The sequence below is a fragment of the Aerococcus sp. L_32 genome, assembly GCF_050689315.1.
Window position 1 is genome coordinate 1 of sequence record NZ_JBOEQF010000007.1, and the last position, 24,569, is coordinate 24,569.

General features: G+C 39.9%; 19 protein-coding genes and 2 other annotated features. Of the genes, 12 read left to right on the forward strand and 7 right to left on the reverse strand.

The window, feature by feature from the left end:
- The 11 genes from ACRCJ0_RS01300 to nadE all read left to right on the forward strand — a co-directional run.
- Positions 1 to 591: TCP-1/cpn60 chaperonin family protein (locus tag ACRCJ0_RS01300; protein ID WP_431389272.1), on the forward strand; the 591-nt coding region annotated here is incomplete at its 5' end.
- Positions 592 to 840: 249 nt separating this feature from the next.
- On the forward strand, positions 841 to 2,343 hold the full coding sequence (locus ACRCJ0_RS01305; protein ID WP_419971697.1) for an amidase: 1,503 nt from the start codon (positions 841 to 843) through the stop codon (positions 2,341 to 2,343).
- A gap of 197 nt (positions 2,344 to 2,540) precedes the next feature.
- Positions 2,541 to 3,917 carry an argininosuccinate lyase gene (gene argH, locus ACRCJ0_RS01310; RefSeq protein WP_419971698.1) on the forward strand — a complete coding sequence of 459 codons (1,377 nt, stop codon included), beginning with the start codon at positions 2,541 to 2,543 and terminating at the stop codon, positions 3,915 to 3,917.
- A 130-nt stretch (positions 3,918 to 4,047) separates the two neighbouring features.
- Positions 4,048 to 4,258: a binding site (T-box leader), on the forward strand.
- A gap of 257 nt (positions 4,259 to 4,515) precedes the next feature.
- Positions 4,516 to 6,069 (forward strand): ABC transporter substrate-binding protein/permease, encoded by a 1,554-nt coding sequence (locus ACRCJ0_RS01315; RefSeq protein WP_431387688.1) that lies wholly within the window; start codon positions 4,516 to 4,518, stop codon positions 6,067 to 6,069.
- 28 nt (positions 6,070 to 6,097) lie between these two features.
- Positions 6,098 to 7,387 carry an argininosuccinate synthase gene (locus ACRCJ0_RS01320; protein ID WP_431387687.1) on the forward strand — a complete coding sequence of 430 codons (1,290 nt, stop codon included), beginning with the start codon at positions 6,098 to 6,100 and terminating at the stop codon, positions 7,385 to 7,387.
- Between the two features lie 508 nt (positions 7,388 to 7,895).
- Positions 7,896 to 8,444: an NADPH-dependent FMN reductase gene (locus ACRCJ0_RS01325; protein ID WP_290491408.1), complete on the forward strand. Its 549-nt coding sequence runs from the start codon at positions 7,896 to 7,898 to the stop codon at positions 8,442 to 8,444.
- A 339-nt stretch (positions 8,445 to 8,783) separates the two neighbouring features.
- Positions 8,784 to 8,997 (forward strand) — a binding site (T-box leader).
- Between the two features lie 131 nt (positions 8,998 to 9,128).
- Positions 9,129 to 10,649 (forward strand): ABC transporter substrate-binding protein/permease, encoded by a 1,521-nt coding sequence (locus ACRCJ0_RS01330; protein WP_417893934.1) that lies wholly within the window; start codon positions 9,129 to 9,131, stop codon positions 10,647 to 10,649.
- A 575-nt stretch (positions 10,650 to 11,224) separates the two neighbouring features.
- The gene (locus ACRCJ0_RS01335) at positions 11,225 to 12,772 is read left to right on the forward strand and encodes a cell division site-positioning protein MapZ family protein (protein ID WP_417893933.1); all 1,548 of its coding nucleotides are present in this window, start codon (positions 11,225 to 11,227) and stop codon (positions 12,770 to 12,772) included.
- A 171-nt stretch (positions 12,773 to 12,943) separates the two neighbouring features.
- Positions 12,944 to 14,338 (forward strand): sugar transferase, encoded by a 1,395-nt coding sequence (locus ACRCJ0_RS01340; protein ID WP_419971701.1) that lies wholly within the window; start codon positions 12,944 to 12,946, stop codon positions 14,336 to 14,338.
- A gap of 493 nt (positions 14,339 to 14,831) precedes the next feature.
- Positions 14,832 to 16,334: a nicotinate phosphoribosyltransferase gene (locus ACRCJ0_RS01345; RefSeq protein WP_419971702.1), complete on the forward strand. Its 1,503-nt coding sequence runs from the start codon at positions 14,832 to 14,834 to the stop codon at positions 16,332 to 16,334.
- A gap of 64 nt (positions 16,335 to 16,398) precedes the next feature.
- A complete protein-coding gene (gene nadE, locus ACRCJ0_RS01350) occupies positions 16,399 to 17,229 on the forward strand; it encodes an ammonia-dependent NAD(+) synthetase (protein WP_419971703.1) in 831 nt (276 codons plus the stop codon).
- 103 nt (positions 17,230 to 17,332) lie between these two features.
- Here nadE and ACRCJ0_RS01355 read toward each other — a convergent pair whose 3' ends face one another.
- The 5 genes from ACRCJ0_RS01355 to ACRCJ0_RS01375 form a co-directional block, all read right to left on the reverse strand.
- Positions 17,333 to 17,800: an RbsD/FucU domain-containing protein gene (locus ACRCJ0_RS01355; RefSeq protein ID WP_431389273.1), complete on the reverse strand. Its 468-nt coding sequence runs from the start codon at positions 17,798 to 17,800 to the stop codon at positions 17,333 to 17,335.
- An 11-nt stretch (positions 17,801 to 17,811) separates the two neighbouring features.
- Complete coding sequence (locus ACRCJ0_RS01360) at positions 17,812 to 18,393, reverse strand: sugar O-acetyltransferase (protein ID WP_417893928.1); 582 nt, start codon at positions 18,391 to 18,393, stop codon at positions 17,812 to 17,814.
- Positions 18,390 to 19,382, reverse strand: coding sequence for an ROK family transcriptional regulator (locus tag ACRCJ0_RS01365; protein WP_419971704.1), 993 nt, complete (start codon positions 19,380 to 19,382; stop codon positions 18,390 to 18,392). The genes ACRCJ0_RS01360 and ACRCJ0_RS01365 overlap by 4 nt, the downstream gene beginning before the upstream one ends.
- A gap of 288 nt (positions 19,383 to 19,670) precedes the next feature.
- Complete coding sequence (locus tag ACRCJ0_RS01370) at positions 19,671 to 19,862, reverse strand: hypothetical protein (protein WP_417893926.1); 192 nt, start codon at positions 19,860 to 19,862, stop codon at positions 19,671 to 19,673.
- A gap of 524 nt (positions 19,863 to 20,386) precedes the next feature.
- Complete coding sequence (locus ACRCJ0_RS01375) at positions 20,387 to 21,097, reverse strand: DsbA family oxidoreductase (RefSeq protein WP_419971706.1); 711 nt, start codon at positions 21,095 to 21,097, stop codon at positions 20,387 to 20,389.
- Between the two features lie 151 nt (positions 21,098 to 21,248).
- On the opposite strand from ACRCJ0_RS01375, the gene ACRCJ0_RS01380 reads away from it, so the two are divergent.
- Positions 21,249 to 21,980, forward strand: a complete 732-nt coding sequence (locus tag ACRCJ0_RS01380; protein WP_431389274.1) for an NAD-dependent protein deacylase — start codon at positions 21,249 to 21,251, stop codon at positions 21,978 to 21,980.
- A 405-nt stretch (positions 21,981 to 22,385) separates the two neighbouring features.
- Here the strand turns inward: ACRCJ0_RS01380 and ACRCJ0_RS01385 are convergent, their stop codons facing one another.
- Positions 22,386 to 23,714, reverse strand: a complete 1,329-nt coding sequence (locus ACRCJ0_RS01385) for an FAD-binding oxidoreductase (RefSeq protein WP_417893922.1) — start codon at positions 23,712 to 23,714, stop codon at positions 22,386 to 22,388.
- A gap of 106 nt (positions 23,715 to 23,820) precedes the next feature.
- Positions 23,821 to 24,459 (reverse strand): YigZ family protein, encoded by a 639-nt coding sequence (locus tag ACRCJ0_RS01390; RefSeq protein ID WP_431389275.1) that lies wholly within the window; start codon positions 24,457 to 24,459, stop codon positions 23,821 to 23,823.
- Positions 24,460 to 24,569: the final 110 nt, after the last annotated feature.

The following is a 24,569-nucleotide window of genomic DNA, read 5'->3' on the forward strand; positions in this document are numbered from 1 at the left end:
GCCCAAATCCGTAGTCAAATTGAAGAAACAACTTCTGAATATGACCGTGAGAAATTATTAGAACGCTTAGCTAAATTAGCTGGTGGTGTTGCTGTTGTTAAAGTTGGTGCAGCTACTGAGTCAGAATTAAAAGAACGTAAATTACGTATCGAAGATGCTTTAAATGCCACACGTGCGGCTGTTGATCAAGGTATCGTAGCGGGTGGTGGTACTGCCTTCGTCAATGCTAAAAAAGCAGTTGCTGAATTAGCTGAAACATTAACAGGTGATGAACAAACTGGTGCACTAATCGTCTTACGTGCTTTAGAAGCTCCAGTCCGTCAAATCGCTGAGAACGCTGGTTTAGAAGGTTCTGTAATTGTTGAGAAATTGAAAGAACAAGCAGAAGGTGTCGGATTTAATGCAGCCACTTCTGAATGGGTAAACATGATTGAAGAAGGTATTGTTGACCCAACTAAAGTATCTCGCTCAGCATTGCAAAACGCAGGTTCAGTAGCTGGATTAATCTTATCTACTGAAGCAGCTGTTGCAAGCCAACCGCAACCTGAACCACAAATGCCAGCAATGGACCCAAGTGCAGGTATGTATTAATAAAAAAGTTAAGTAGGTCTTTTATAAAGAAGACAACCAAAAAAATCACTAGGGGATAAAGGTCAGTTATTGGCCAATCCCTTGATGATATCCTTTTATAGGAGGTGTGATATCAAGTTCACATCTCCTATTTTTTTATAAATTTTTAAATAAGGATAATCACTTTCTATCATAAAGGCGTTTTCACTATAATGGGGTTGTGAGTTGAAACGGTAAGAGAATTAGCAGCTGATTGAAGGGGGATTTACCATGTTGTTTACAGAAGATGCCGGTTACTATGCACAGCAAGTGAAGACGCGAAAGGTTAAAGTGTTGGATTTAGTGAACCAAACCCTAGCGAATATTGAAGCGTTGAATCCTAGATTGAATGCAGTTGTATATGTGCAAGCAAGGTCTGCACGAGCCCAAGCGAAAGAATACGATGCTTATTTAGATCAATTAACGGAGGCGGAAGTGGACCGCTTGCCTGATTTCTTTGGTGTCCCAACTCTGCTGAAAGATTTGGGGCAATATCAAGCAGGGCATCTTATAGCAAGTGGATCCAATTTAACGAAAGATACGACTATGCAAGTAACCGAGTATTTTGTTGAAAATATCATTAAAGCTGGTTTTGTCATTATTGGTCGGACCAATGTACCGGAATTTGGTTTTAAGGGAATCAGTGATTCCAAAGCTTTCGGTCAAGTAAATAATCCAATTGATTTAAACCGCAATCCGGGTGGCTCTAGTGGTGGCGCGGCTGCTGCTTTAAAAGCGGGTATTGTGCCATTAGCCTTTGGATCAGATGGTGGTGGCTCTATTCGTATACCTGCTTCTTTTTCAGGTTTAATCGGGTTAAAACCATCTAGAGGGCGAGTAGCTGTTGGACCTGGATCATATCGCGGTTGGCAAGGGGCGTCTATCAATTTTGCTTTAACGAAAAGTGTGGATGATACCTGGACTTTATTACGAAATCTTCAAGTAGAGCAGTTAGAGGCACCATTCATTATGCCTATAATAAATGAAACTAACTTAAAACCCTTAAATAGACCTTTAAAGATTGGCTACATGGACCAATTAAACCAAGATTGGCCATTAAATACGGATGCCAAAGAAGCCTTAAATCAGACGATACAAGCACTAAGAAAGCTAGGACATGAAGTTTTCCAAGTAACAGAACCTTTTGATAGAGCTGAAACCATGCGTAATTACTTTGTGATGAATAGTGTTGAAACAGCGGCTATGATGAAGGATATTGAACAAGCAAGCGGTCAACCGGTAACTTTTTCGGATGTTGAACCGTTAACCTGGGCAATCTACCGAGCGGGCTTAAAAGTACCTTCTTATCGCTATAGCCAATTGCTAACCGATTGGGACCAGTGGACGGCTCAGTCTGAAGCAATGTTTGAAGAAGAGGTTGACCTGTTATTAACACCAACAACTAACGGTCCAGCACCTATCCATGGCCAGTTTGACCCAGATAATCTAAGTGAAATAATCGAAAAGGAGCAACACTTTGATGATTATGAAATGGCCGACCAACAAGGCATTATCTGGGAACATTTTGAGAAAAGTATTGCGCATATGCCATATACCTCTTTGATAAATATGCTAGGTCAACCAGCTATTTCCTTACCCGTATATAAAAGTAAAGATCATTTACCGGTGGGTGTACAATTTATTGCGCAAAAAGGAAAAGATTACTTACTATTACAATTAGCCAAACAATTTGAAGACCAACAATTATTAGATACAGCTATTGTCAATTTGTAAAAACCTATCAGCCATTTAAATGCTATTCATGAAGAGCTAGTCACTATTAATCTAGCTCTTTTTATTTTTGCTAGCTTGGCTACTTTTATTTTTTAAAATAAAAAACACTTGTTATTTTCTCATTATTTGTTAACATTCTCATTAACGAATACTAGAAAAGACAAAAATTTGTCAATATATCAAAGGAGTGTATTGCTATGGCCATCTGGTCTAATAAATTTCATGAGGAAATGTCACAAGACGCTTATCAATTCAATCAATCTATCCAAATAGATTACCGCTTATTGGACGCTGACCTTCGTGGGTCAAAAGCCCATGCGGCCATGTTAGGTCACCAGGGGATTCTTGGTTTAGAGGAGTCGGACAGCTTGGTAAAAGAGCTTGAGCAAATGCGTCAAGATTATGCGGATGGGACTTTAGCCGTTGATTTTACAACGGAAGATGTTCATTCTTTCATCGAGGCTGAGTTGACTAAACGTCTTGGCACAATTGGGAAGAAGGTCCATACTGGTCGGTCTCGTAATGACCAGGTAGCGACGGCTATGCGGATTTATGTGCTAGATGAATTGCAAGATTTTATCGAGAAAACCCAAGTAGCGATTGAGGCTATTTTGACAAAAGCAGAGGCACACTTGGACACGATTATGCCAGGCTACACCCACTTACAACGGGCCCAACCAATCACTTATGCCCACTATTTATTGGCTTATGCGCAGATGTTCAGCCGTGACTTATCGCGGTTTGCAGACCTTTATGATCGAGTAGCAGCCGACATGCCACTAGGTGCGGGTGCCTTAGCAACGTCCACATACCCAATTGACCCTTTCTATACAACTGACCAGGTGGCAGGTTTCACAGCACCATATGTTAACTCAATCGATGCGGTATCCAACAACGATTATGCCATCGAATTCCTATCAGATTTAGCCATGATGTCCATGCACATGTCCCGTTACGCGGAAGAAACGATTATGTGGTCCAGCCAAGAATTCCGTTTCATCAGCCTGAAAGATTCCTTCTCAACTGGTTCATCGATCATGCCTCAGAAGAAGAATGCGGATATCCATGAATTAATGCGTGGGAAAACGGGTCGGGTTTACGGCAACCTGATGAGCGTCTTAACCATTATGAAAGGTCTGCCGCTTGCTTACAATAAAGATTTGCAAGAAATTAAGGAACAGCTTTTTGACGGGATTGACCATGTAAAAGCAATGTTAACGCTGTTACCAGGTATGCTAGAAGCAACAATTGTCAATAAAGATGTGATGTATGCAGCTTGTGGTACTGGCTTTTTAAACGCGACAGACTGTGCAGACTACTTGACCAACAAGGGGATGGCCTTTAGAGATGCCTACCAAGTATCTGGAGATTTAGTGGGTTACTGTACGGAAAACCGCAAGAGCTTGGAAGAATTAACCTTGGATGAATACCAAAAATTCTCAGAATTATTTGACGCAGACATTTACGATGCCATTGATTTGAAGAACTGTGTGTACCGTAGAAATGTTACCGGTGGTCCAGCTCCAGAAGCCGTAACTGCTGCTATTGCAAGAGTTCGCGATAATATCAAGTAATTTATTTTATATAAAAAGATTTTTAACTTTTGAGGTTGACTTTCTAAAGTTTACAGATTAGAATGATTAAAAGAAAATGACAAAAACTTAAAAAACAATGATAGATGTCATTTTTTTATGAGAACAGAATATTAAATCATAGAAGCAAAGAGTAGCAAGTGTACTGTCCAAAGCGAGTAGACGATTGGTGGAAGGTCTATGTCAGGAGAATTGTGAACCGCATTGCTGAGATAGTTGGGTGAAAGTAAGATAGCTCAACTCGTTAGACGCGTTAAGTCTTCAAGCGTTGATGTATTTTTGTCAACAGTAGAGTGGTACCGTGGATATTAACCGCCTCTTCATTTGAAGGGGCGGATTTTTTTATTTTCCAAACTAACAAATGAATGCTTGTTATAAAGCGTCAGATAATGCTGATGTCTTGAAAATGGTACAAATCTATTGTTCGTTTGTCATTTATGTAATGATATCTTTATCATAATACGAATGATTTGGGGGAAACTCTTAGACAAAAATCACAACAGTAGAGTGGTACCGTGGACTTTAGTCCGCCTCTTCTTATAGGAGAGGTGGGCTTTTTTTTTAGGAAAAATCTAGGAGGATGAAGAAAATGTTTAGTCAGGTGAAGAAGAAAAATCAAGTGGGATGGCAGTTGAAGGGTTTTAATTTGATGGTTATTTTGGCCATCTTGATCAGTCTTGTTGTACCAGCCAAAAGTGTTTCAGCATCGTCTTGGACGGGTCCTGAAGCAGCGGCTGAGGTTGAGGGTGAAGATACATTACTGGCGGAGATTCAAGAACGTGGTGTGCTTAGAATGGGGACGGCGTCTGGATATTCACCTTATGAGTTTACCGTTTTAAGAGATGGTCAAAACGAGGTCGTTGGGATTGATATTTTCCTAGGAGAATATATCGCAGACCAGTTAGGGGTTGAACTGGAAGTTGTTGATATGGAGTTTGGGTCATTGATCGCTTCGCTTGAAACGGGAGGGATCGACTTGATCATCGCTGGTATGGGGGCGACTGAAGAGCGTGACCAATCCATTGACTTCTCAAATGCCTATGAATTATCTGGTCAATCAATCGTTATTCGTGAAGGCGAAGAAGATGAAATTGTAGATTATACCTCATTTGAAAATGGCGAGCATACCATTGCGGTATCTGAAGCGACATTGCAAGAGGGCTATGTGAGAGACTTCTTTGAAAATCCAGACTTGTTGATCATGCGTAAATCAGGGGATGCCATTGCGGCCTTAACTTCTGGCCAAGCAGATGGGGTATTACTAGATGACGCGGTTGCCGGTGCCAATGCAGCTGAAAATGAAGGGTTAACCGTTATTGACTCTAACTTAGACGGCATGGTTGAAGATCAAGGGAAATCAATTGGTATCCCGGAAAACCAACCATCCTTACAAACAGCTATCAACGATATTTTAGACGATGTGAATGAACAAGGCTTAATCGAAACTTGGACAGAAGCCTCATTTGATATTATCGCTGGTGAAAACGCGGGAACAGGTTGGACCACCTACTGGCCATATTTTTGGGACGGGATTAAAACAACCTTGATTATTGCAGGGGTATCCATCTTTTTCGGTATGATCTTGGGGATTTTCTTAGCTCTTATGCGTTTGACTAATAACCCAATCCTAAAATTCTTAGCGACAGCTTATATCGAGTTTGTGCGTGGTACACCGTTGATGATACAAGTCTTGTTTATGTTCCTTGGTGTAGGGTCTATCTTTGGCTGGTCTACAATGACTGCCGGTTTGGTGTCTGTATCCATGAACTCGGGTGCTTATATCGCGGAGATTATCCGTGGGGGTATTCAATCCGTTGATAAGGGGCAAGCTGAGGCTGCGCGTTCACTAGGGCTTGGCTACTGGCAAACCATGCGGAAAGTTATTTTCCCACAATCATTAAGATCGATTTGGCCGTCACTGGGGAATGAATTTATCACCTTGATCAAGGAATCTTCTATTGTATCGACCATTGGGGTGGCGGAATTAACCTTCCAAACACGGGCGGTAACAAGTATTACTTACCAAGCAGTGGTCCCATTATTTATCTCTATGATCATTTACTTCATCATGACTTATGCTTTATCACAAGTCTTGAATGTATATGAAAGAAAAATGAATCAAAAATACGCATAAAATTTTTAAAAATTAGGAGGAATTATTCATGGCAAAAGCAAATAAAGAAATTAAAAAGGTTTTACTAGCATACTCTGGTGGTTTAGATACTTCAGTGATTATTCCTTGGTTAAAGGAAAACTATAACGACTGTGAAGTTATCGGGATGACTGGTAACGTTGGTCAAGAAGAAGACTTTGAATTCTTGAAAGAAAAAGCGGTAGCCTGCGGGGCGACGAAATTATATGTAGAAGACTTGCGTGAGGAATTCATTACGGATTACATTTTCCCAGCGATCCAAGCAGGGGCTAAATACGAGTCGACTTATTTATTAGGAACTGCCTACGCGCGTCCATTAATCGCTAAACGTATGGTTGAAATTGCGCATTTAGAAGGCTGTGACGCTATTGTTCACGGTTGTACAGGGAAAGGAAACGACCAAGTGCGTTTCGAGTTAGGAATCCGTGAATTTGATCCCACAATGACGATCATCGCACCTTGGCGTGAATGGGATATCTTGTCTCGTGAGCAAGCCTTTGACTACGCAGAAGCGCATAACGTGCCACTACCAATTACACGTGAAACCAACTATTCTAAAGACGAAAACATATTCCACTTATCACATGAAGGGTTAGACTTAGAAGACCCAACCAACAAACCAAACTATGAAGAAATATTGGAATTAGGTGTATCACCACAGTCAGCGCCAGACCAAGAAGTTGAAGTAACAGTGACCTTTGAAGCGGGTATTCCGATTGCTGTTAACGGAGAAAAATTAGATCCAATTGCTTTGGTTGAAAAGCTAAATAAAATTGGTGGTGCCAACGGTATCGGTATTCTAGATGTAGTAGAAAACCGTCTAGTAGGGATGAAATCACGTGGTGTATATGAAACACCAGGTGGAACAATCCTTTATCATGCACATGAAAAATTAGAGCAAATTACCTTAGACCGTGACACACAACATTACAAACAAAGCGTGGCCTTGAAATACGCAGACTTAGTTTATAACGGTTTATGGTTCTCACCATTACGTAAAGCATTACAAGTCTTTGTAGACGAAACACAAAAAACTGTAACCGGTTCAGTGACAATGGTTCTATATAAAGGGAACATTATTGACGCTGGTATGACAAGCCCTTACTCATTATATTCAGACGAATTAGCAACCTTTGGTGAAGATGACATCTACAACCAAAATGATGCAGAAGGCTTCATCAAACTATTTGGTCTACCACAATCAGCACGTAAAATGGCTGAACAAATCTGGGCCAAAGGTGAAACGACAGAACCAGGTGCCTTTTCGGATGTCGCAAGAAATAATGAGTGGTTAAGATAATTAAATGTTCGACAAGTCTAACTTGTCGAGCCGGATATCAGCTAAGTGTGAGCCGGTTCGCAGCTTAAAATTTATATAGTCTTCCGAGTTAAGGGGCTGTACTTTTGGTGCAGTCCTTTTTCCTTTATATAGACAAAAAATTAGCATCTTGAGAAAGGGTAGGTTGAACAGGATTTTGTTGCGGGATTCGTGATCACAATCTGGCCATTTTTTGAGGATCGATCTAGTATGTTTTTGCGCGAAATGACTGAACAATTAAATGATATAAAGGTTATAAAATACAAATAATGTACTTATTGAACAAACAGTCTATTTTTTATCACTTACATTTTGTAAGTGTAAAGCTTGATATAGTGGGCCTCTTCATAGCGCAAGAGTAACAATCCGTCATTTTACAATAAAAAAACTTGTTATACGAAGCACTAACTTTTGATATTTCGAATTCGAGGTGTTATGATATATCATGTAAGATAAAAAATTAAGAACATTTGAAAAGGAGATTTTTAACATGACAAAATTTGGTGTAGTAGTAGGTTCTATCCGTCAAAACTCTTTATCTGAAGGTGTAGCGAAAGCTATCGTTGCTGGTTTACCAGAAGGTTCAGAAGTTAACTTTTTAGAAATCGCAAACTTACCTTTATATAACCAAGACTTAGACGCTAACTCTCCAGCAGAATACGAAGAGTTCCGTGCACAAGTTGCAGCTCAAGATGCCATCATCTTTGTAACACCTGAACACAACCGTAATATCCCAGCTGCATTGAAAAATGCTTTAGACGTAGCTTCTCGTCCTTGGGGTCAAAACGTATGGGCTGGTAAACCTGCTTTAGTAGCATCTCAATCTATCTCTGGTATTGCTGGTACTTTAGCGCATCACTCATTACGTCAATCGTTAGTATTCTTAGACTTACAAACTATGGCTCAACCAGAACTTTACATCAACTCTGCTGAAATTTCTGACATGGAGACTGGTGAAGTAACTAACGAAGACTCTAAACAATTCTTAGCAAGCGCTGGTGCGCAATTCGCAGAATACGCAGCTAAATTCGTAGGCTAATTCATATATATAATCAAATCAAGAAGGCTGGCCTCGTTGCTAGTCTTTTTTTATATCGGAAAGGAATATCTTCCTCTTCTTTGGAGGGCATCGCGGTGGTAGATGGCGAAACGCATAATTGCTGACTTGACAGTTAAATTTGTCAACTTTTTTGCGTGAAAATCTCATGAAAAAAATACCTGCAAAACTGGTATAAGCAAGGAAACCTAGACCAGATAAGCTTTCTGCTGTTTGAAAACGACTGACACTTTTTCAACATTTCAACCGACAGTGATTGACAAATACATGGTCATGTCAATATAATGTAGTGGACGTGGTTAAACCACATACTATTTTAATAAATATTCAATGAAACAAAGAGTAAATTATCGACTGGTATAGCGAGGGGCGTTGGTGTGAGGCCTTACAGAATAGATAATTGAACCGCATTGTTGAGAAAAATGACTGAACCTTTGATAGTAGGTCATTTCGCTAATGACGTTACCATTTCAAGTAAGGGGAGGTGAAGGCCATCCCTAAAATTAGAGTGGTACCGTGGATCTCCGCCTCTGTTATAGAGGTGGAGATTTTTTTATTGCCTAAAATAGTAAAAGTTGAAGTTAGCTAGTGGCGTTTAGTTAATTAAACAATTGGTAAAAAGCAAATGTTGAGATAGCAGAAAAATGCTTTAAAGGAGGCAGGATCATGAAATATATGAAACAAATCATTTTGGTGTGTATGACACTTGTTCTAGCCATGGTTGGCTTGAGTCAAAGTCCCGTTTTGGCAACTGAAGAGGGTCAATCAGCGGCATCTACCATTGATGCCAGTGAAGCAACACCACCAGGGGAGGATACTTTATACCAGGATATTCAAGAACGTGGCGTCTTACGGGTTGGGACCAATTCAACTTATGCACCGTTTGAATTCTCTATTTTAAAAGATGGGAAAAATCAGGTTGTTGGACTAGATATCTTCTTAGCACAAAAAATCGCAGATGACTTAGGCGTAGACCTTGAAGTTGTTGATATGGAGTTTTCGAATTTATTAACATCGCTTGATACGGGTCAAATTGACATTGTACTAGCGGGGATGACAGCAACGGAAGAACGAGCCAAGTCGGTGGACTTCTCTGATATCTACCAAGTGTCAGGTCAATCTTTCGTGATTCAAGAAAGTAAAGTAGACCAAATCACAGACGATACATACTTTGTTGATGGCGGTAAAATTTCTATTGGTGAAGGGACAACCCAACAATTACTTGTAGGCGACCACTATCCAAACTCAGAAGTTCAGGTCATGCGTACCACAACCGACTCAATTTCAGCTTTAAATTCAGGTTTAGTGGATGGGGTCCTACTAGATGAAGATGTGGCGGGTGCTTATGCGGCAGAAAATCCTGATTTAACAGTGATTGAAGCCAATTTACCAATTCAAGATCCTGGTAAAGCTGCAGCGATGCCACAAAACCAACCGACTTTACTAGCAGCAGTCAACGAATCCATTGCGGACGCTCAAGAACAAGGGTTAATTGACCAATGGTTAGACGAATCTTACCAAATTATTGAAGACAACCGTCAATCCACTTGGCTAGCTTACGCACCTTACTTTGTGAATGGTGTGAAAACAACCTTAGTGATTTCCGCAACAGCTATCTTCTTCGGTTTAATTTTAGGGGCAGCCTTAGCCTTAATGCGTTTATCGGAAAATAAATTAATCGATCTAATTGCGCAAGCTTATATTGAAATCGTTCGTGGGACACCATTGATGATTCAAGTGTTGTTCATTTACCTAGGTTTCGCCGGCATGTTCGGTTGGTCAACTTTGACTTCTGGTTTAGTGGCCGTATCCCTAAACTCGGGTGCTTATATCGCAGAAATCATCCGTGGAGGGATCAACTCGGTTGATAAGGGGCAAGCTGAAGCCGCACGTTCACTTGGTCTAGGCTACTGGGTGACTATGCGGAAAGTCATTTTCCCACAATCATTAAGATCTATCTGGCCGTCACTAGGGAATGAATTCGTATCCTTAATCAAAGAATCGTCAATCGTTTCAACCATCGGGGTAGCGGAATTAACCTTCCAAACCCGTAACGTATCAACGATTACCTTCAATGGGATCATCCCATTAATCATCTCAATGGCAATCTACTTCATCCTAACCTTCACATTAACCAAATTGTTGAATGTGTACGAACGCCGGATGAACGAGAAATACGCCCAATAACAATAAATTTCCGAGTCGTAACGATTGGTTGCGACTCTTTTTTTAATTCAAATTGGTATTATTTCGGCTTTATAGCAATCTCGGTTATCATTAAGTTAGATATAAAAGTTCTAATTGGAAAAAAGGTTATACACGGAAAAATATAGAAAAATGATTGAAACTAACATGCTTATTTAAGTCGACTCTCCCGCCCTGTTTAGTTGGGTTCGAGTCTCCAGAAAGGACTGCGTTTCAGATTAGATTGCACCTGACTTCGTCAGTCACTGCTCTAATCTTCCAACGTTCCCTTTCTGAGCGTCGACTCTCACACCCTTTAGTTGAGCTCGCCAGGGCAGACAGGTGTCCGCTTCAGAATAGTTTGCATCACACTTTGTGTGATACGGCACTATTCTTCCACCGTCTCCTGTCTTAACGACCTGTCTCACATCCTATGTTTACGCTGTTACAAATTGATTACACATGTATGACTAATATAAAAATTATATGATAAAGTACAACAGGTAGTTATTTTTGGGCGATTGCATGATAATCTTAAGACCAAGCAATCGATAAACTAGAAAAGGGAGGGAGAAAAGGTGCACAAACGTTTTTTTAAAGACAATCGACAAATTGCCTATGTATTAATGGGTATTGTGGTTTGTGTGGCAGCCTTATTCATCATTCGTGCGTTTGCCAATACGAACCGGATGTCTGCAGAAGAGAAAATTGAAGCAGTAGCATCATCAGTAAATGCGCTTTATTATGATAACTCCTACACTTTCCTAAAAACGGATATTCAACAAGATGAAATTTCCGAATTAACTGAAGAAGTAGACAACTTACGAGACAGTGAAGAAAAACCGGTTATTGAAGAACGAATCACGTCAGTCCAACAACGGTTTGACTTACAAAATCAGTTAAATGGTTTATTCGACGAAAACGATGATGGTTCCGGACAAGCCGTGATTAACGGGGCAACCATCCAAGAGTATTTCTTAGTAGACGACGATGTCACTATTGATGAATTAGATGTGCTTCGTGAGAACTATGCTAATCAATTGGATAATGAAGACGATGGTTTCTACAACACGGCCACTACTTTAATTGATGAAGCAGAAAGCCAAATCAATTTAATTCGTGCATACGCGAGTGATTTAACAGCAATCGAACATGATACAACACTGACTTATGATACTTTGGAAGATCAATTAACAACAGTTACTGAACGCGTGAATGAAATCGAAAACCCATGTATTCAAGATCGGTTACTAGAAATGATCGCAAAAAGTGACGAGAAAGCAACGCAAGCCATCTTCAACCGTTTGGTAGAAGAGGCAGAGGCAGCTGATCAATCTGATGAAGCATTAGCGAAAATTCGTGAAGAAGGTCAAGCGGCAATTAAAGCATCAAAGAGCCGCGTTGCGGATTTAACAGCCATACGTGAAGAAATCATGGCATCTAACGATGCTTCAGCAACCTTAACGTTACGTCGAACATCTGATAAACCATCATTTGGTGTAAATACCAATGTTACTTCAGGCGTTTTAGCCTCTAAACATTCTGGACAAAGTACATCTCGGTCATCAAGTCGAAGAAGTTCATCTCCATCGTCACAAAGACCAGTATCATCTAGTTCAATAGCGGACGGATCGTCGTCATCTGAATCAAGCAGTTCGTCATCGAGTGCAGTATCTAGTGATGACAACTCTTCAAGTAGCACCTCAAGCGACGCAAGTTCAAGTGAAGAAGTCCCTTCTTCAGCAAGTTCATCATCGAGTGATGCATCAAGTGTATCTAGTTCTAGTTCAAGTTCTAGCGTTGCAAGCTCAAGTGATTCAACTAGTTCATCTACTAGTAGTTCAAATGATAGTGCATCCACATCAAGCGATTCTTCATCATCGAGTGCATCTGAATCATCACGTGATGACTCAGATATTGAAGATGGTGCTGAAAGTGACTCCAGTCAAATGAATGAACCATCATCTTCTTCAAGTAGTGGTTCAGTGATAGAGGATAGTGCAACGTCATCTAGTTCACAACAGCAATCAACAGTTGAATCAAATACAACCGAACGACCTCGGTCATCTGTTGCAAGTGATTCAGTTACTGAATCCAGTCAAATTCCATATGGATCACCAGAATAATCTAAGTAGTTTGAAGCAGTTAGTGTAAAAGCTAGCTGCTTTTTTCAATTTTCTACTATAATTTAAAGGTTTTTTAACTAGAATAGGCTTATAATCCAGTCGGGTTATGGTAGAATATTAGGGATTATAGGTGCTCACTTATAGTATATATATAATGAAATGGGTGAAAAAATGCAAAAAAACGGAGAATGGACGAACTGGTACCGCGTGGTTATCGCGGCAACAGAAGCGTTAATCTTGTTCCTTTCTTATCTTGTTTCATTCTTTTTGCGGTATGGTCGATATGTACCTTTGAAAAACTATGAAGCTTTCCAAGGGGCAATTGGTTGGATATTAATTATCTTTGTATTTATCAATATTCTATTTGGGGTTTATATCCTTTATGATAAAACCAAAGGCGACCTCTTCTTCATCACCATCATCAGTCAAGGAATCTTAGCAGTCGTTGCTATGGTCTTAAGTTTTGCTGGTAGATGGTTAGCCTTTCCGCGTTCAGTTGTCTTAATCGACTTCGTGGTAAGTGTTGTGATGCTCTACGTTTTTAGAGCCTTAGTCTTCGATATTTACCGACGCTATGCGTCTACGAAACGGGTAATGATCGTTGGATCTGAAGAAGCTGTTTTTCCGGCAATATATAATTTCAAAAATTCGAAAAGTACTCGTCATATCGTAACACATGTAGTATTAGAAGATTACTACCGCAATGTGAAGAGTCGTTTAGATGAGTATGATATTGTATATCTTGCATCGCAAATTGATGAAAGCGAAAAATTAAAAATTTATGACTTGTTGATGCGTGCCAATAAAAAACTATTCTTAAATTCTAAATTTGAAAACCTGGTCATGGTAAATCCAAATATTATGAATTTTGAAGATGAATCTATTATTGAAACCTCAGACTTTGCGATTCCAGCGGACCAAGCCTTAATCAAACGTGGTTTAGATATCATGATGGCTTTAGTTGGTTTAATCTTAACGTCACCAATCATGTTGATTACAGCGATTATTATTAAATTAACCTCTAAAGGACCAGTCTTCTACCGCCAAGTACGTATTACTAAAGGTGGCGAAGAGTTTGATATCTTGAAATTCCGTTCAATGACAACGGACGCTGAAGTGAAATCTGGCCCAATGATTGCAACGAAAAATGACGCACGTGTCACAACAGTTGGTAAATATATTCGTGCCTTGCGTATCGATGAATTACCACAGTTGTTGAATGTGCTACGCGGAGATATGTCCATGATTGGACCACGTCCAGAGCGACCATTCTTCGTGAACCAATTCCAAGAAGAAAACCCGCACTACTACTTACGTCACAACGTACAAGCAGGGATTACGGGTTACGCACAAGTCTACGGTAAATATGCCACTGACTTTAACTCTAAATTGAACTTTGACTTGATCTACATCAAGAAATACTCAATGTTCTTGGACTTCAAGATCTTATTACAAACGATTAAAATCCTCTTCGACAAAGTATCCTCATCAGGAATTGACGAAGACGAAAAACCAACAGTCACAAGAGAAGAAGCTGAAGAAATGAACATCGACGTCATAGGATGAGAGCTTTGGCGCTCAGGCAGGTAGCACTGGAAGACTAGTGCCGTATCACACAAAGTGTGATGCAAAATAGTCTGAAGTGGAGACCTGCCTGCCAAAGCGAACTCGACTTTAAAGAGTGAGTGAATATAGTCCTTTCTGGAGACTCGAACCCGACTAAATAGGGTGTGAGAGTCGACGTCAAGAAAGGAACGTTGGAAGATTAAGGCAGTAGATGGTGAAGTCAGCTACAACTTAATCTGAAACGCAGTCCTTTCTGGAGACTCGAACCCGACTAAATAGGCTGTGAGACCGCTGATGTCTAAACAGATGAGTTGTTTGTTCAAATTTTTATAAACGAAAAGTCATTTAAGCGTTAGTGACAGTCATGTGTACTGGTAGCTAACGCTTTTTTGCTTACTAAAACAAGGATATAAGCGTCTAGAGGTGACAACTAGCTGTGGAATAGTGGTATAATAAGGAAAGTCAAATCGCAATTCTTGGAGGGAATAAGAATATGAAGACAACGACCAACGATAGCCTGGCGCTTCACACAGATTTATATGAAATCAATATGATGAAGACTTATTGGGACGCTGGAAAAGCTGACCAACAAGCGGTTTTTGAAGTGTACTTCCGTAAAAATCCGTTTGAAAGTGGCTATGCCATTTTCGCAGGCCTAGAACGTGTCATTCAATATGTACAAAACTTAAAATTTACCGACGACGATATCGCCTACTTACGGGAAACACAAGACTATCCCGAAGATTTCTTAGACTATTTGAAAAACTACCACTTCGATGCAACAATTCGTTCAATGGAAGAAGGGGAAATTGCCTTTTCGAACGAACCATTGATGCAAATTAAGGGGTCACTAGCTGACTGTACTTTGATCGAAACGGCTGTTTTAAATATCATCAACTATCAAACCCTAATCGCAACCAAAGCTTCACGTGTTCGTAACGTAGCTGGCGACGACGCACTAGCTGAATTCGGTGCCCGTCGTGCCCAAGAAATGGATGCAGCAATTTGGGGTTCGCGCGCTGCTTACATCGGTGGATTCGATTCAACCTCAAATGTACGCGCAGGTAAATTATTCAACATTCCAATTTCAGGTACCCATGCACACGCCATGGTACAAGCTTACCAAAGTGACTATGAGGCCTTTAAAGCTTACGCCAATGCCCATGAAAAATGTACCTTCTTGGTGGACACTTACGATACCCTTCGTTCAGGTGTGCCAAATGCGATCAAAGTAGCTAATGAGATGGACGATAAGTCTCGTTTTGTCGGTGTTCGTATCGACTCTGGTGACATTTCTTACCTATCATCAAGTATCCGCAAAATGCTGGATGAAGCAGGTTACCCGGATGCTATTATTTCTGCGTCAAACGATTTAGATGAGAAAACCATTCTAAACTTGAAGATGCAAGGCGCTAAAATTGACGCTTGGGGCGTTGGTACACAGCTGATTACAGCCTTCGACCAACCAGCCTTAGGGGCCGTTTACAAACTATGTGCCATTGAAGATGAGAATGGCGATATGGTCCCGACCATGAAAATTTCGTCTTCTCCAGATAAAATCACCACACCAGGTGAGAAACAAATCTGGCGTATTACCCGCAAGAAAGATGGCAAATCTGAAGGGGACTACATCACGACAATGAATGAAGATCCTAATGAGGCTGAGTCTATCTTCATGTTCCATCCAACTTATACTTATATCAATAAAACAGTTCGTCGTTTCAATGCGCGTCCATTATTAAAAACTATCATCGACAAGGGTGAATTGGTTTACGATATGCCAACGCTTGAAACCGTTCGTGATTTTTCACGCGAGCACTTGGATGCCTTATGGTCAGAATACCGCCGTATGTTGAATCCAGAGCCATATCCAGTGGACTTATCGCAAGAGCTGTATGATTTAAAAATGAATTCAATCGCTGAAATTCGCGAGCGTATCAACGAAGAATACAAAGAATTCGACTTGAATGGTGACAACGAAGATCACGAAGACTAATTCACTATTTAAGCTAGAAAGCAATAAATCAACAAAGGAATAAGCAATCAAAGGGGAGAACATCATGCGTCCATTACAAGAAGAAATCATAAACGCCCTTAAAGTCGCACCGAGCATTGACCCGGAAACAGAAATCAGACGTACCATCGATTTCATCAAGGCATACCTCAACAAGTATTCATTCCTGAAAACCTTAGTACTGGGGATTTCTGGTGGGCAAGATTCAACCCTAGCCGGCACACTATGCCAACTGGCCATCACTGAAATGCGCGAAGAAACTGGCGACGACAAGTATCAATTCATCGCAGTCCGTCTGCCATACGGTAACCAAGCCGATGAAGCAGACGCCATGGACGCCATCGCATTCATGGCAGCTGACCAAACCGTGCGCGTCAACATCAAACCAGCTGTTGATGCCACAGTTGAAGAATTGGAAAAGGGCGGCCTTGCCATTTCTGACTTCAATAAAGGAAACATCAAAGCCCGCCAACGGATGTTGGTACAATATGCGATCGCAGGTGAGAATGCGGGTGTAGTTGTTGGAACCGACCATGCTGCAGAATCAGTCACAGGTTTCTATACTAAATTCGGTGATGGCGCAGCAGATATCCTACCTATCTGGCGGTTAAATAAAGGGCAAGGACGCGCTATCCTTGAATATTTAGATGCACCAGAACATCTATACGCCAAAGTGCCAACAGCTGATCTAGAAGAAGACCGCCCAGGCTTAGCCGACGAAGTAGCCCTAGGTGTCACCTACCAAGACATCGATGCTTACTTAGAAGGCAAAGACGTCTCAACAGACGCAGCCGAAAAAATCGAAAACTGGTACCTAAAAACCCAACACAAACGTGAATTACCAATCACCGTTTATGATGAATGGTGGAAGAAATAAGATTATATAATTTTTCGGTTCTATAATAAATAGTGCCAATGAGACTCAATTGAATCTCACCAACACTATTTATTATAGAACCCTTTTTTAGTTGAAACTATATTTATCCGTCTTTTTTCAAGCCATCCTGTAACCATTCATAGGGAATATCTGCGCTAGGGTAGCCAGCGACTAAAATCGCTTGGGCATGGATACCATAATCTCCAGTCTGCACTACTGCCTTACACCGGTCACGCATTTGATAGTAATCTGGGATATAAGGAATTTCATGGATATTATCTTTACCCATCAACTCAGTGATGAATTGATAATCTTTTGAATTTAAATCTTCCATAACATCAGTGACGATGGCACTTTCAAAATCGCCAACTTCAACTAGCGTTACGACGATATCATGAAAGCTAGGTGATCCCGTAACGGCTTCTAGATCTAAATATTCTACTTCTGGACTTAAGGGATACAAGGCTTTGGAAGAAGTGCCACTACCAGCATCTGCAATGAACAGCATCTCTCCGTGCCGGAGACTGGCGACGATAGCGGCCAAACGTTCATTCAAAATTCTTCTCTTCATCTCTTATCCTCCTACTCTTCGATACGGTCGTCATCGGTGATGGGTCTCACTACTCGACACGGATTCCCCACAGCAATAACACCAGCAGGAATATCTTTCGTTACACAACTTTTACCGCCAATAACAGCACCTTCACCTATAGTTACACCTGGCAAAATGGTTACGTCAGCGCCAATCCATACGTTATCTTCAAGGACGATAGGTTCAGCTTGTTCTAAGCCTTTATTTCGTTCTTCTGCAACGAGTGGATGGTTAGCAGTATAAAATCCACAGTTAGGTCCGATAAAACAGTGGTTACCAATCGTCACTGTACCACCGTCCATTAGATAAGCATTGTGGTTGATAAAAGTGCCATCTCCAATTGTCGTCTTTACACCGTAGTCCGCGTAAAGAGGGGATAGAATGACTGTGTCTTTTCCACGATTGGGAAGCAATTGGGCTAAAACAGCTTCTCTTTCTTCAGTATTTTTGGGATTTATTTGGTTAAATTGAAAGCATAAATCATCGGCGGTTTCCCGTAAAGATACTATTTCCGGGTCAAAATTTGCGTCATACCAAAGTCCTTGTTCCATTCGTTCTTTATGTGTCATCATAATATTTCTCCTTTTTGTATCAGTGCTTGTTGGTACATCCCCTCTAAATAATAATGATCCATATTTTCTTGATATTGAAAACGGGGGATATATTCATTAGGGATATGTTGTTGACAGTTTTCTTGAATCGTATGTAGCTTTTCTTGATTGATTAAATCACCAGTAAAAACGATGATTTCCGGATTAACAAGGGCAATGATGGCGATCACTGCCTTTTCAATCAAAGGCAAACTTTCTTTGGGGTTGAGTTGAGCTAGGTATTCATCACGTTGGATGCCGTAGGGCAAAAACCCAACCATTCCGGCAAATTGATTTGCACCTTTAAGAATGGTGCCACCGTGAACGCTAGCCGTACCGGGCAGGACATGCGCTGGGAAATTGCCAAGTGTGACCACACTATCACTAGTTTCTTGCATCATATAAAAACCAAAAGCCTTCAAATGCATATCATTTTCCATCAAAACGGGTATACCAAATTGATTAGATAAATGATCAACTAGTGCTAGCCCTTCCAATTCTGGAATATCACAGTGACGGATAATCCCATGTTCAGCAATACTAGGCGTACCTACCACCGTTACAGAAATATTTTGATAGCTTTGAAAAATATCAGTTATCTGGTTTTTTAAGGTATCAATAGTTAATAAATCAAAATTGATAGTATTGGAAGCTGTGATATTACCTAACATAGATAATAGCCACCAAGTCAACTTACGCTGTCCATTTACCATATCAAAAGTCAGGCAAAGGATACTCTCGAACCTCTCATCAATCTCATAACGGGTTGTACTGCGTCCCACTTCTGCAACTCTGGCTTTTTCGCCAATTACTTCACCAGCATCCAATAATTCATTCAGTAACGTATTACAAGTGGCTACGCTCAATCCTGTGATACCTGCAATTTGCTGCTTCGTATACCCGCCACCACTCCATAGAATGCGACGAATCTTATTTTTGTTCATCTTACGAATATCAGCCGAATTTCTCACATCGATGATCCTCCCTATGTTTTTATAATTGTTATTATAAGGGTTGTAATAATAGAACGCAATATATTATATAAATTAAAAAATATTGTAAAAAGAATAATTGTTAGGAGGGATGTTCGTAGATAATGCTAAGGGTAAAAATAAAAAGCTTCTAAGTTACCTACGTCGCGTAACCTAGAAGCTTATATATAAATGTTATTGATTATTTTCTTTTCTTGAATAGCGTGAGTCCCAATGCACTTATAATTAAGCCAATTGCACCAGAGAAGCCTGTATTAGGTAGGATAGTCATTTTATCGACTCTGAGGTTTTTGCATCATCTTGTTTTGTAGAAGTGCTGATATCATTTTGAGTTGTTTCAGTATATTGAATATCGCTATCTACTGAAATCACTTCATTAATAACTTCTTTTTGATCAAATGATTGATCATTATCATTTGTTTGTACAGTTTTTTCTGATAAGTTTTCATTGGTATTCAAGTCTGAATCTATACTTGTATCAGAATTTGTATTTTCATCACCTAATTTTATTGGTGTTTCTGACTCTCTTTTTCTATGTTTACCTCAATTAATGAATGTATAACTTGAAAGCGATATCTAACCATGATAACTTATAAGTGAAGATAAGCAGGTTCTTATAGAAAGAGGCGATTGGATGTTAATAGGTTCCGTTATTGGGTTATTGCTTATAATATTATATTCATTTGTAATTTATAAACTAACAACCACCAATAAAATCCACTATTTTCTTTATTATAAAATGCCAGAATGGATTAAGTTATTGATTATAGGTATTGTCTTAGTATGTAGTTATTACTTTTTGTTAGATATCCTAAAAATTGAAAATTCCCCACTTATGATGTTGAGAGTTGTGGTAATAGGAACTGTTTTAGGATTAATATTTAGAAAGCCTAAGCAACTTTAAAAGCGAAATATGACAAAATAGCCCATGCGAACGTTAAATTCACATAGGTTATTATCATATTATAGTTAAACCAGACGTATTAGTCGCAAATCCATTGACCATCTACGAAATTACAAGCCATTCCAGCACTACCAAGTGTTTGTAATTTTGGTGTTAATGGTTGGCCTTCTTCTTCAGCAATTTGTTTTAGCTGGTTTTCAATGTCTTCAGTTGCTTGTGCACCTGAAATTATATATTTTTGGTTGACCACTAAAGCCGGCGCCCCTTGGATGCCATAAGCTTGAACGGTCGCTAGATCTTGTAAAACAGCTTCTTCTGTTTCAGCTTTCTCGTATTGTACTACCCATTGGTCAAGGTCGATATTGGTAGTTGCTATAGCAGCCTTTAAAACTTCGAATTCTTCAATATTTTTATTTTCAACGAAAAGTGCATTTTGAATAGCATCAAAAGCATCCCAGTAAGCATCTTGCCCGCCTAAAATACCAGCGGCTTTTGCTGCTTTTAAACCATTTTTTGAAGTTGGGAAGTTGAAGTCGGTTTCACGCATTCCCTCTATGTTAAAGCGGTGGTCATCATCATTTTGATTAGCTTGTTCCCAGTGCGTTAACACTTCAGGTTTAACGGCTTCACGTGACCCAAACATTTGGATAAAGTGATCTGGTTCCCAACCTAAAGCGAAAGAACGGTGGACTACGTCGATGTTATTATATTTACTAGTGATTTTCCGCATGCGATTAGACATGGGGAAACAAAATGAGCAAATCACATCGTGGAAAAATTCAATTTGCATAGCGTTCTCCTTTTTATAATGTCAGTCTTTATATTAGATAAAACCCGAGTTATTAGCAATTAGATTGCTCAAGGCTTTAATAGTTTGATATTTCGCATGAAAAATTTGGTCATGGTAGAATAGGTAAAGAATTATATATAGGAGGACTAGCATGAGCGAAAAAATCCAACAATTCAAACAACAAATTCAAGATAGTCAACGTATTGTCTTTTTCACAGGAGCAGGCATGTCTACAGCATCTGGTATCCCTGATTTCCGGTCATCCAATGGCCTTTTTATGGAAAATCTAGGAGGGACTTATAGCCCAGAAGAAGTGGTCTCACATCATTTCTTTACGCAATATCCAAAAGAATACTTTGCTTATCACTTTGATAAATTGGTTCATAAAGAAGCTAAACCTAATGCAGGGCATGAATTCATCGCTAACTTAGAAAGATCAGGTAAAGATGTGTCGGTGGTTACACAAAATATTGATGGCTTACATCAAAAAGCTGGCTCAACCGTAGTTTATGAATTACATGGCAGTACGTTAGATAATTATTGTGTCTCATGTGGCCGTCATTATAAGTTAGAAGAACTTCAACTAGACCAAGATGGTATTCCGCGCTGCCCAATTGATCAAGGCATTGTTAGACCTAATATTGTATTGTATCAAGAACAATTAGACCAAGACGTAGTGAACGGGGCAGTGGATAAGATCCGCCAAGCAGATTTATTAGTTATCTTGGGAACAAGTCTAGTCGTTTATCCAGCAGCTGGATTCTTAAACTATTTCCGAGGACAATATCTAACCGTAGTAAACAAATCATCACTTCAAATTCCATATCACGATACCTTAGTATTTGAAGACACTATTGAAAACGTCTTTAGCCAACTGAGTTAAATCATTATATTCAAGAAAAAACGCCTTACACAAAATTGTAGGGCGTTTCTTAGTCTATAAATCTAATAATCTTAATATCTTATCAATTAGAATTCAATAGGGCTTATATTCTAAAATATATAGGCCATAGTCTCCCATCGTTATTGAGCTGAGCGTCGGCTCTCACCTGCTGTAGTTGGGTTCGCTCGACCAACTCAAGTCCGCTTCAGACTATATTGCATCACACTGCGTGTGATACGGCTATAGTCTTCCATCGTTATTGAGCAGAGCGTAGGTGCTCACCTCCTGTAGTTGGGTTCGCTCGACCAACTCAAGTCCGCTTCAGACTATATTGCATCACACTGCGTGTGATACGGCTATAGTCTTCCATCGTTATTGAGTTGAACGGTCTCGCTCTCACCCTTGTTAATCAAACATTTTTCCTGGGTTCAAGATGTTATTCGGATCCATGGCTTGTTTGATGGACTTTAATACTGCCATATATGCTTCGTCTTTGAAGTAAGGTAGATAAGCTTTTTTCTCTAAACCAATACCGTGTTCTGCAGATAATAAGCCACCTTGTTCAGCAACGTATGGGAATAAGTCATTTTCATAGTCGTGTTTAATTTGTTCCCAAGTTTCATCATCTTGATCACCGCGTAAGATACAAATATGAATATTACCGTCTCCTGCGTGACCGAAGAATCCGGTTTGGACATTATATTTATCCCCTAAGCGTTTACCTTCCTTCACTAAGTCTGTAAACAAGTGGTTAGGAACAACTGGGTCATACATTTTCCAGTCACCTTTAGAAACGATACCGTTCAAGATATTATCACGGATGGCCCACATTTCGCTGGCCTCATCGTCAGAAAGTTCGCGAGCTTCAATAGCGCCAGCCTTTTTCCCAAGGGTTTGAATGGCTTCAAGCTGGAAGGCTAAACCGTCTGCCGCATTGTCTGCTACGGTTGCCAATAAGAAAGCTTCGCCGTGAACTTCAGGCATTTTCTTGTTAATAAATTGTTCAGAATAGTGAATACCTGATTCTTCTAAAAGTTCTAAAGCAATTGGTTGAACAGGTGACTTCACAACTTCAAAAATAGCATCTGACACACCGTCTAAAGAATTAAAACCGAGAATAACAGATTTCTCAAAAGCTGGACGTGGTGTTAATTTCAATTGTAACTCTGTGATTACCCCGAGCGTACCTTCAGCACCGATAAATAGGTCTTTCAAATCATAAGCTGTCGCATCTTTTTTATTTAAAGAGCCAACGTGAATCAATTCTCCATTAGCTAATACCACATCATAACCACGAATATTATCACGGGTCACACCGTATTTAATCGCTCGCATCCCACCAGCATTTGTAGATGCATTTCCGCCGACTGATGCATTTTTATTACCAGGGTCAGGGGCATAGAAATAAGGTGTATTCGCTAGATAATCGCGGATTTGAAATAAGGTTACACCTGCTTGAACAGTTAAAGTCAGCGTTTGCTCATCTAATGAAATAATGTTATTCATTTTCTCCAAGCTTAGTAACCAAGCATTATTAACAGGATAAGTTGCGCTCGTTAATCCAGTTTGACTACCGATAGTAATCGTGGGTTGCTTTCTCGCGTTGGCATCTTTAATAAATGCGACCACTTCTTCAGTTGAAGTGGGGAAAGCAATCAAAGATGCTGATCCTGGAGCTTTTTCAACCATATAAGTCTTCAAATATTTGTCTGCAACTTGTTTTTCAATTTCCATAATATAGCCTCCATCTGTAAGGGTTTACAATTATATTGTCCACCAATCATTTTAAAAATGCAAGGCAAAATTATGCTAGTGGATTTGCTTATAGTTGATAAATAAATTAGTAACGAATTGGAATGTCTACATAGACTTGTTGACCAATAGCAAATTCAGCTTGGTCACTTGTTAGATTAACGATGTCGGCTTGAACTTGATCTACTAAATCAGACGGGACACCTAAATGATACGTTACGTCAGCTAGATAAGTTGTATCTAATAAGTTGTAGGGCGATTCAGCGATCCAATGTTCTAATTGACCAGTTAATGGGTAAGCAACTTTGATGTCTAATTGGGTTTGCAGCCTACGTTCTACTTGACCAATGGCGTCTAAGCCCTCTGAAACAGCAGAAGAATAAGCACGGACAAGGCCACCGGCACCTAATTTAGTACCACCGAAATATCGGGTAACAATTACGATAATATTTTGTAATTCTCGCTGTTTTAGGACCTCAAGCATAGGAACGCCTGCGGTTCCGGATGGTTCGCCATCATCTAGTGCGCGTTGAATCTCGTTCTTGTTACCAATCTGGAAGGCTACACAATTGTGGGTTGCTTTGTAGTGTTCTTTACGAATTTTTTGGATAAATGCATTGGCTTCATCTTCATTGAAGACCCGTTTTGCATGGCAAATAAACCGTGACCCTTTCACTTCAATTTCGTGGTCGCCACCGTTTTCAATTACAGTCCGGTATTCAATCATTTGACTTGCCTCCTTGTTATCAATTTCTTTCCTTTGAGAGTAGCATATTTCAAGTTTTTTCGCTATTTGTCTATCTTTTGAGTTTATTTCACAAAGTTGAAGCGCTTTAT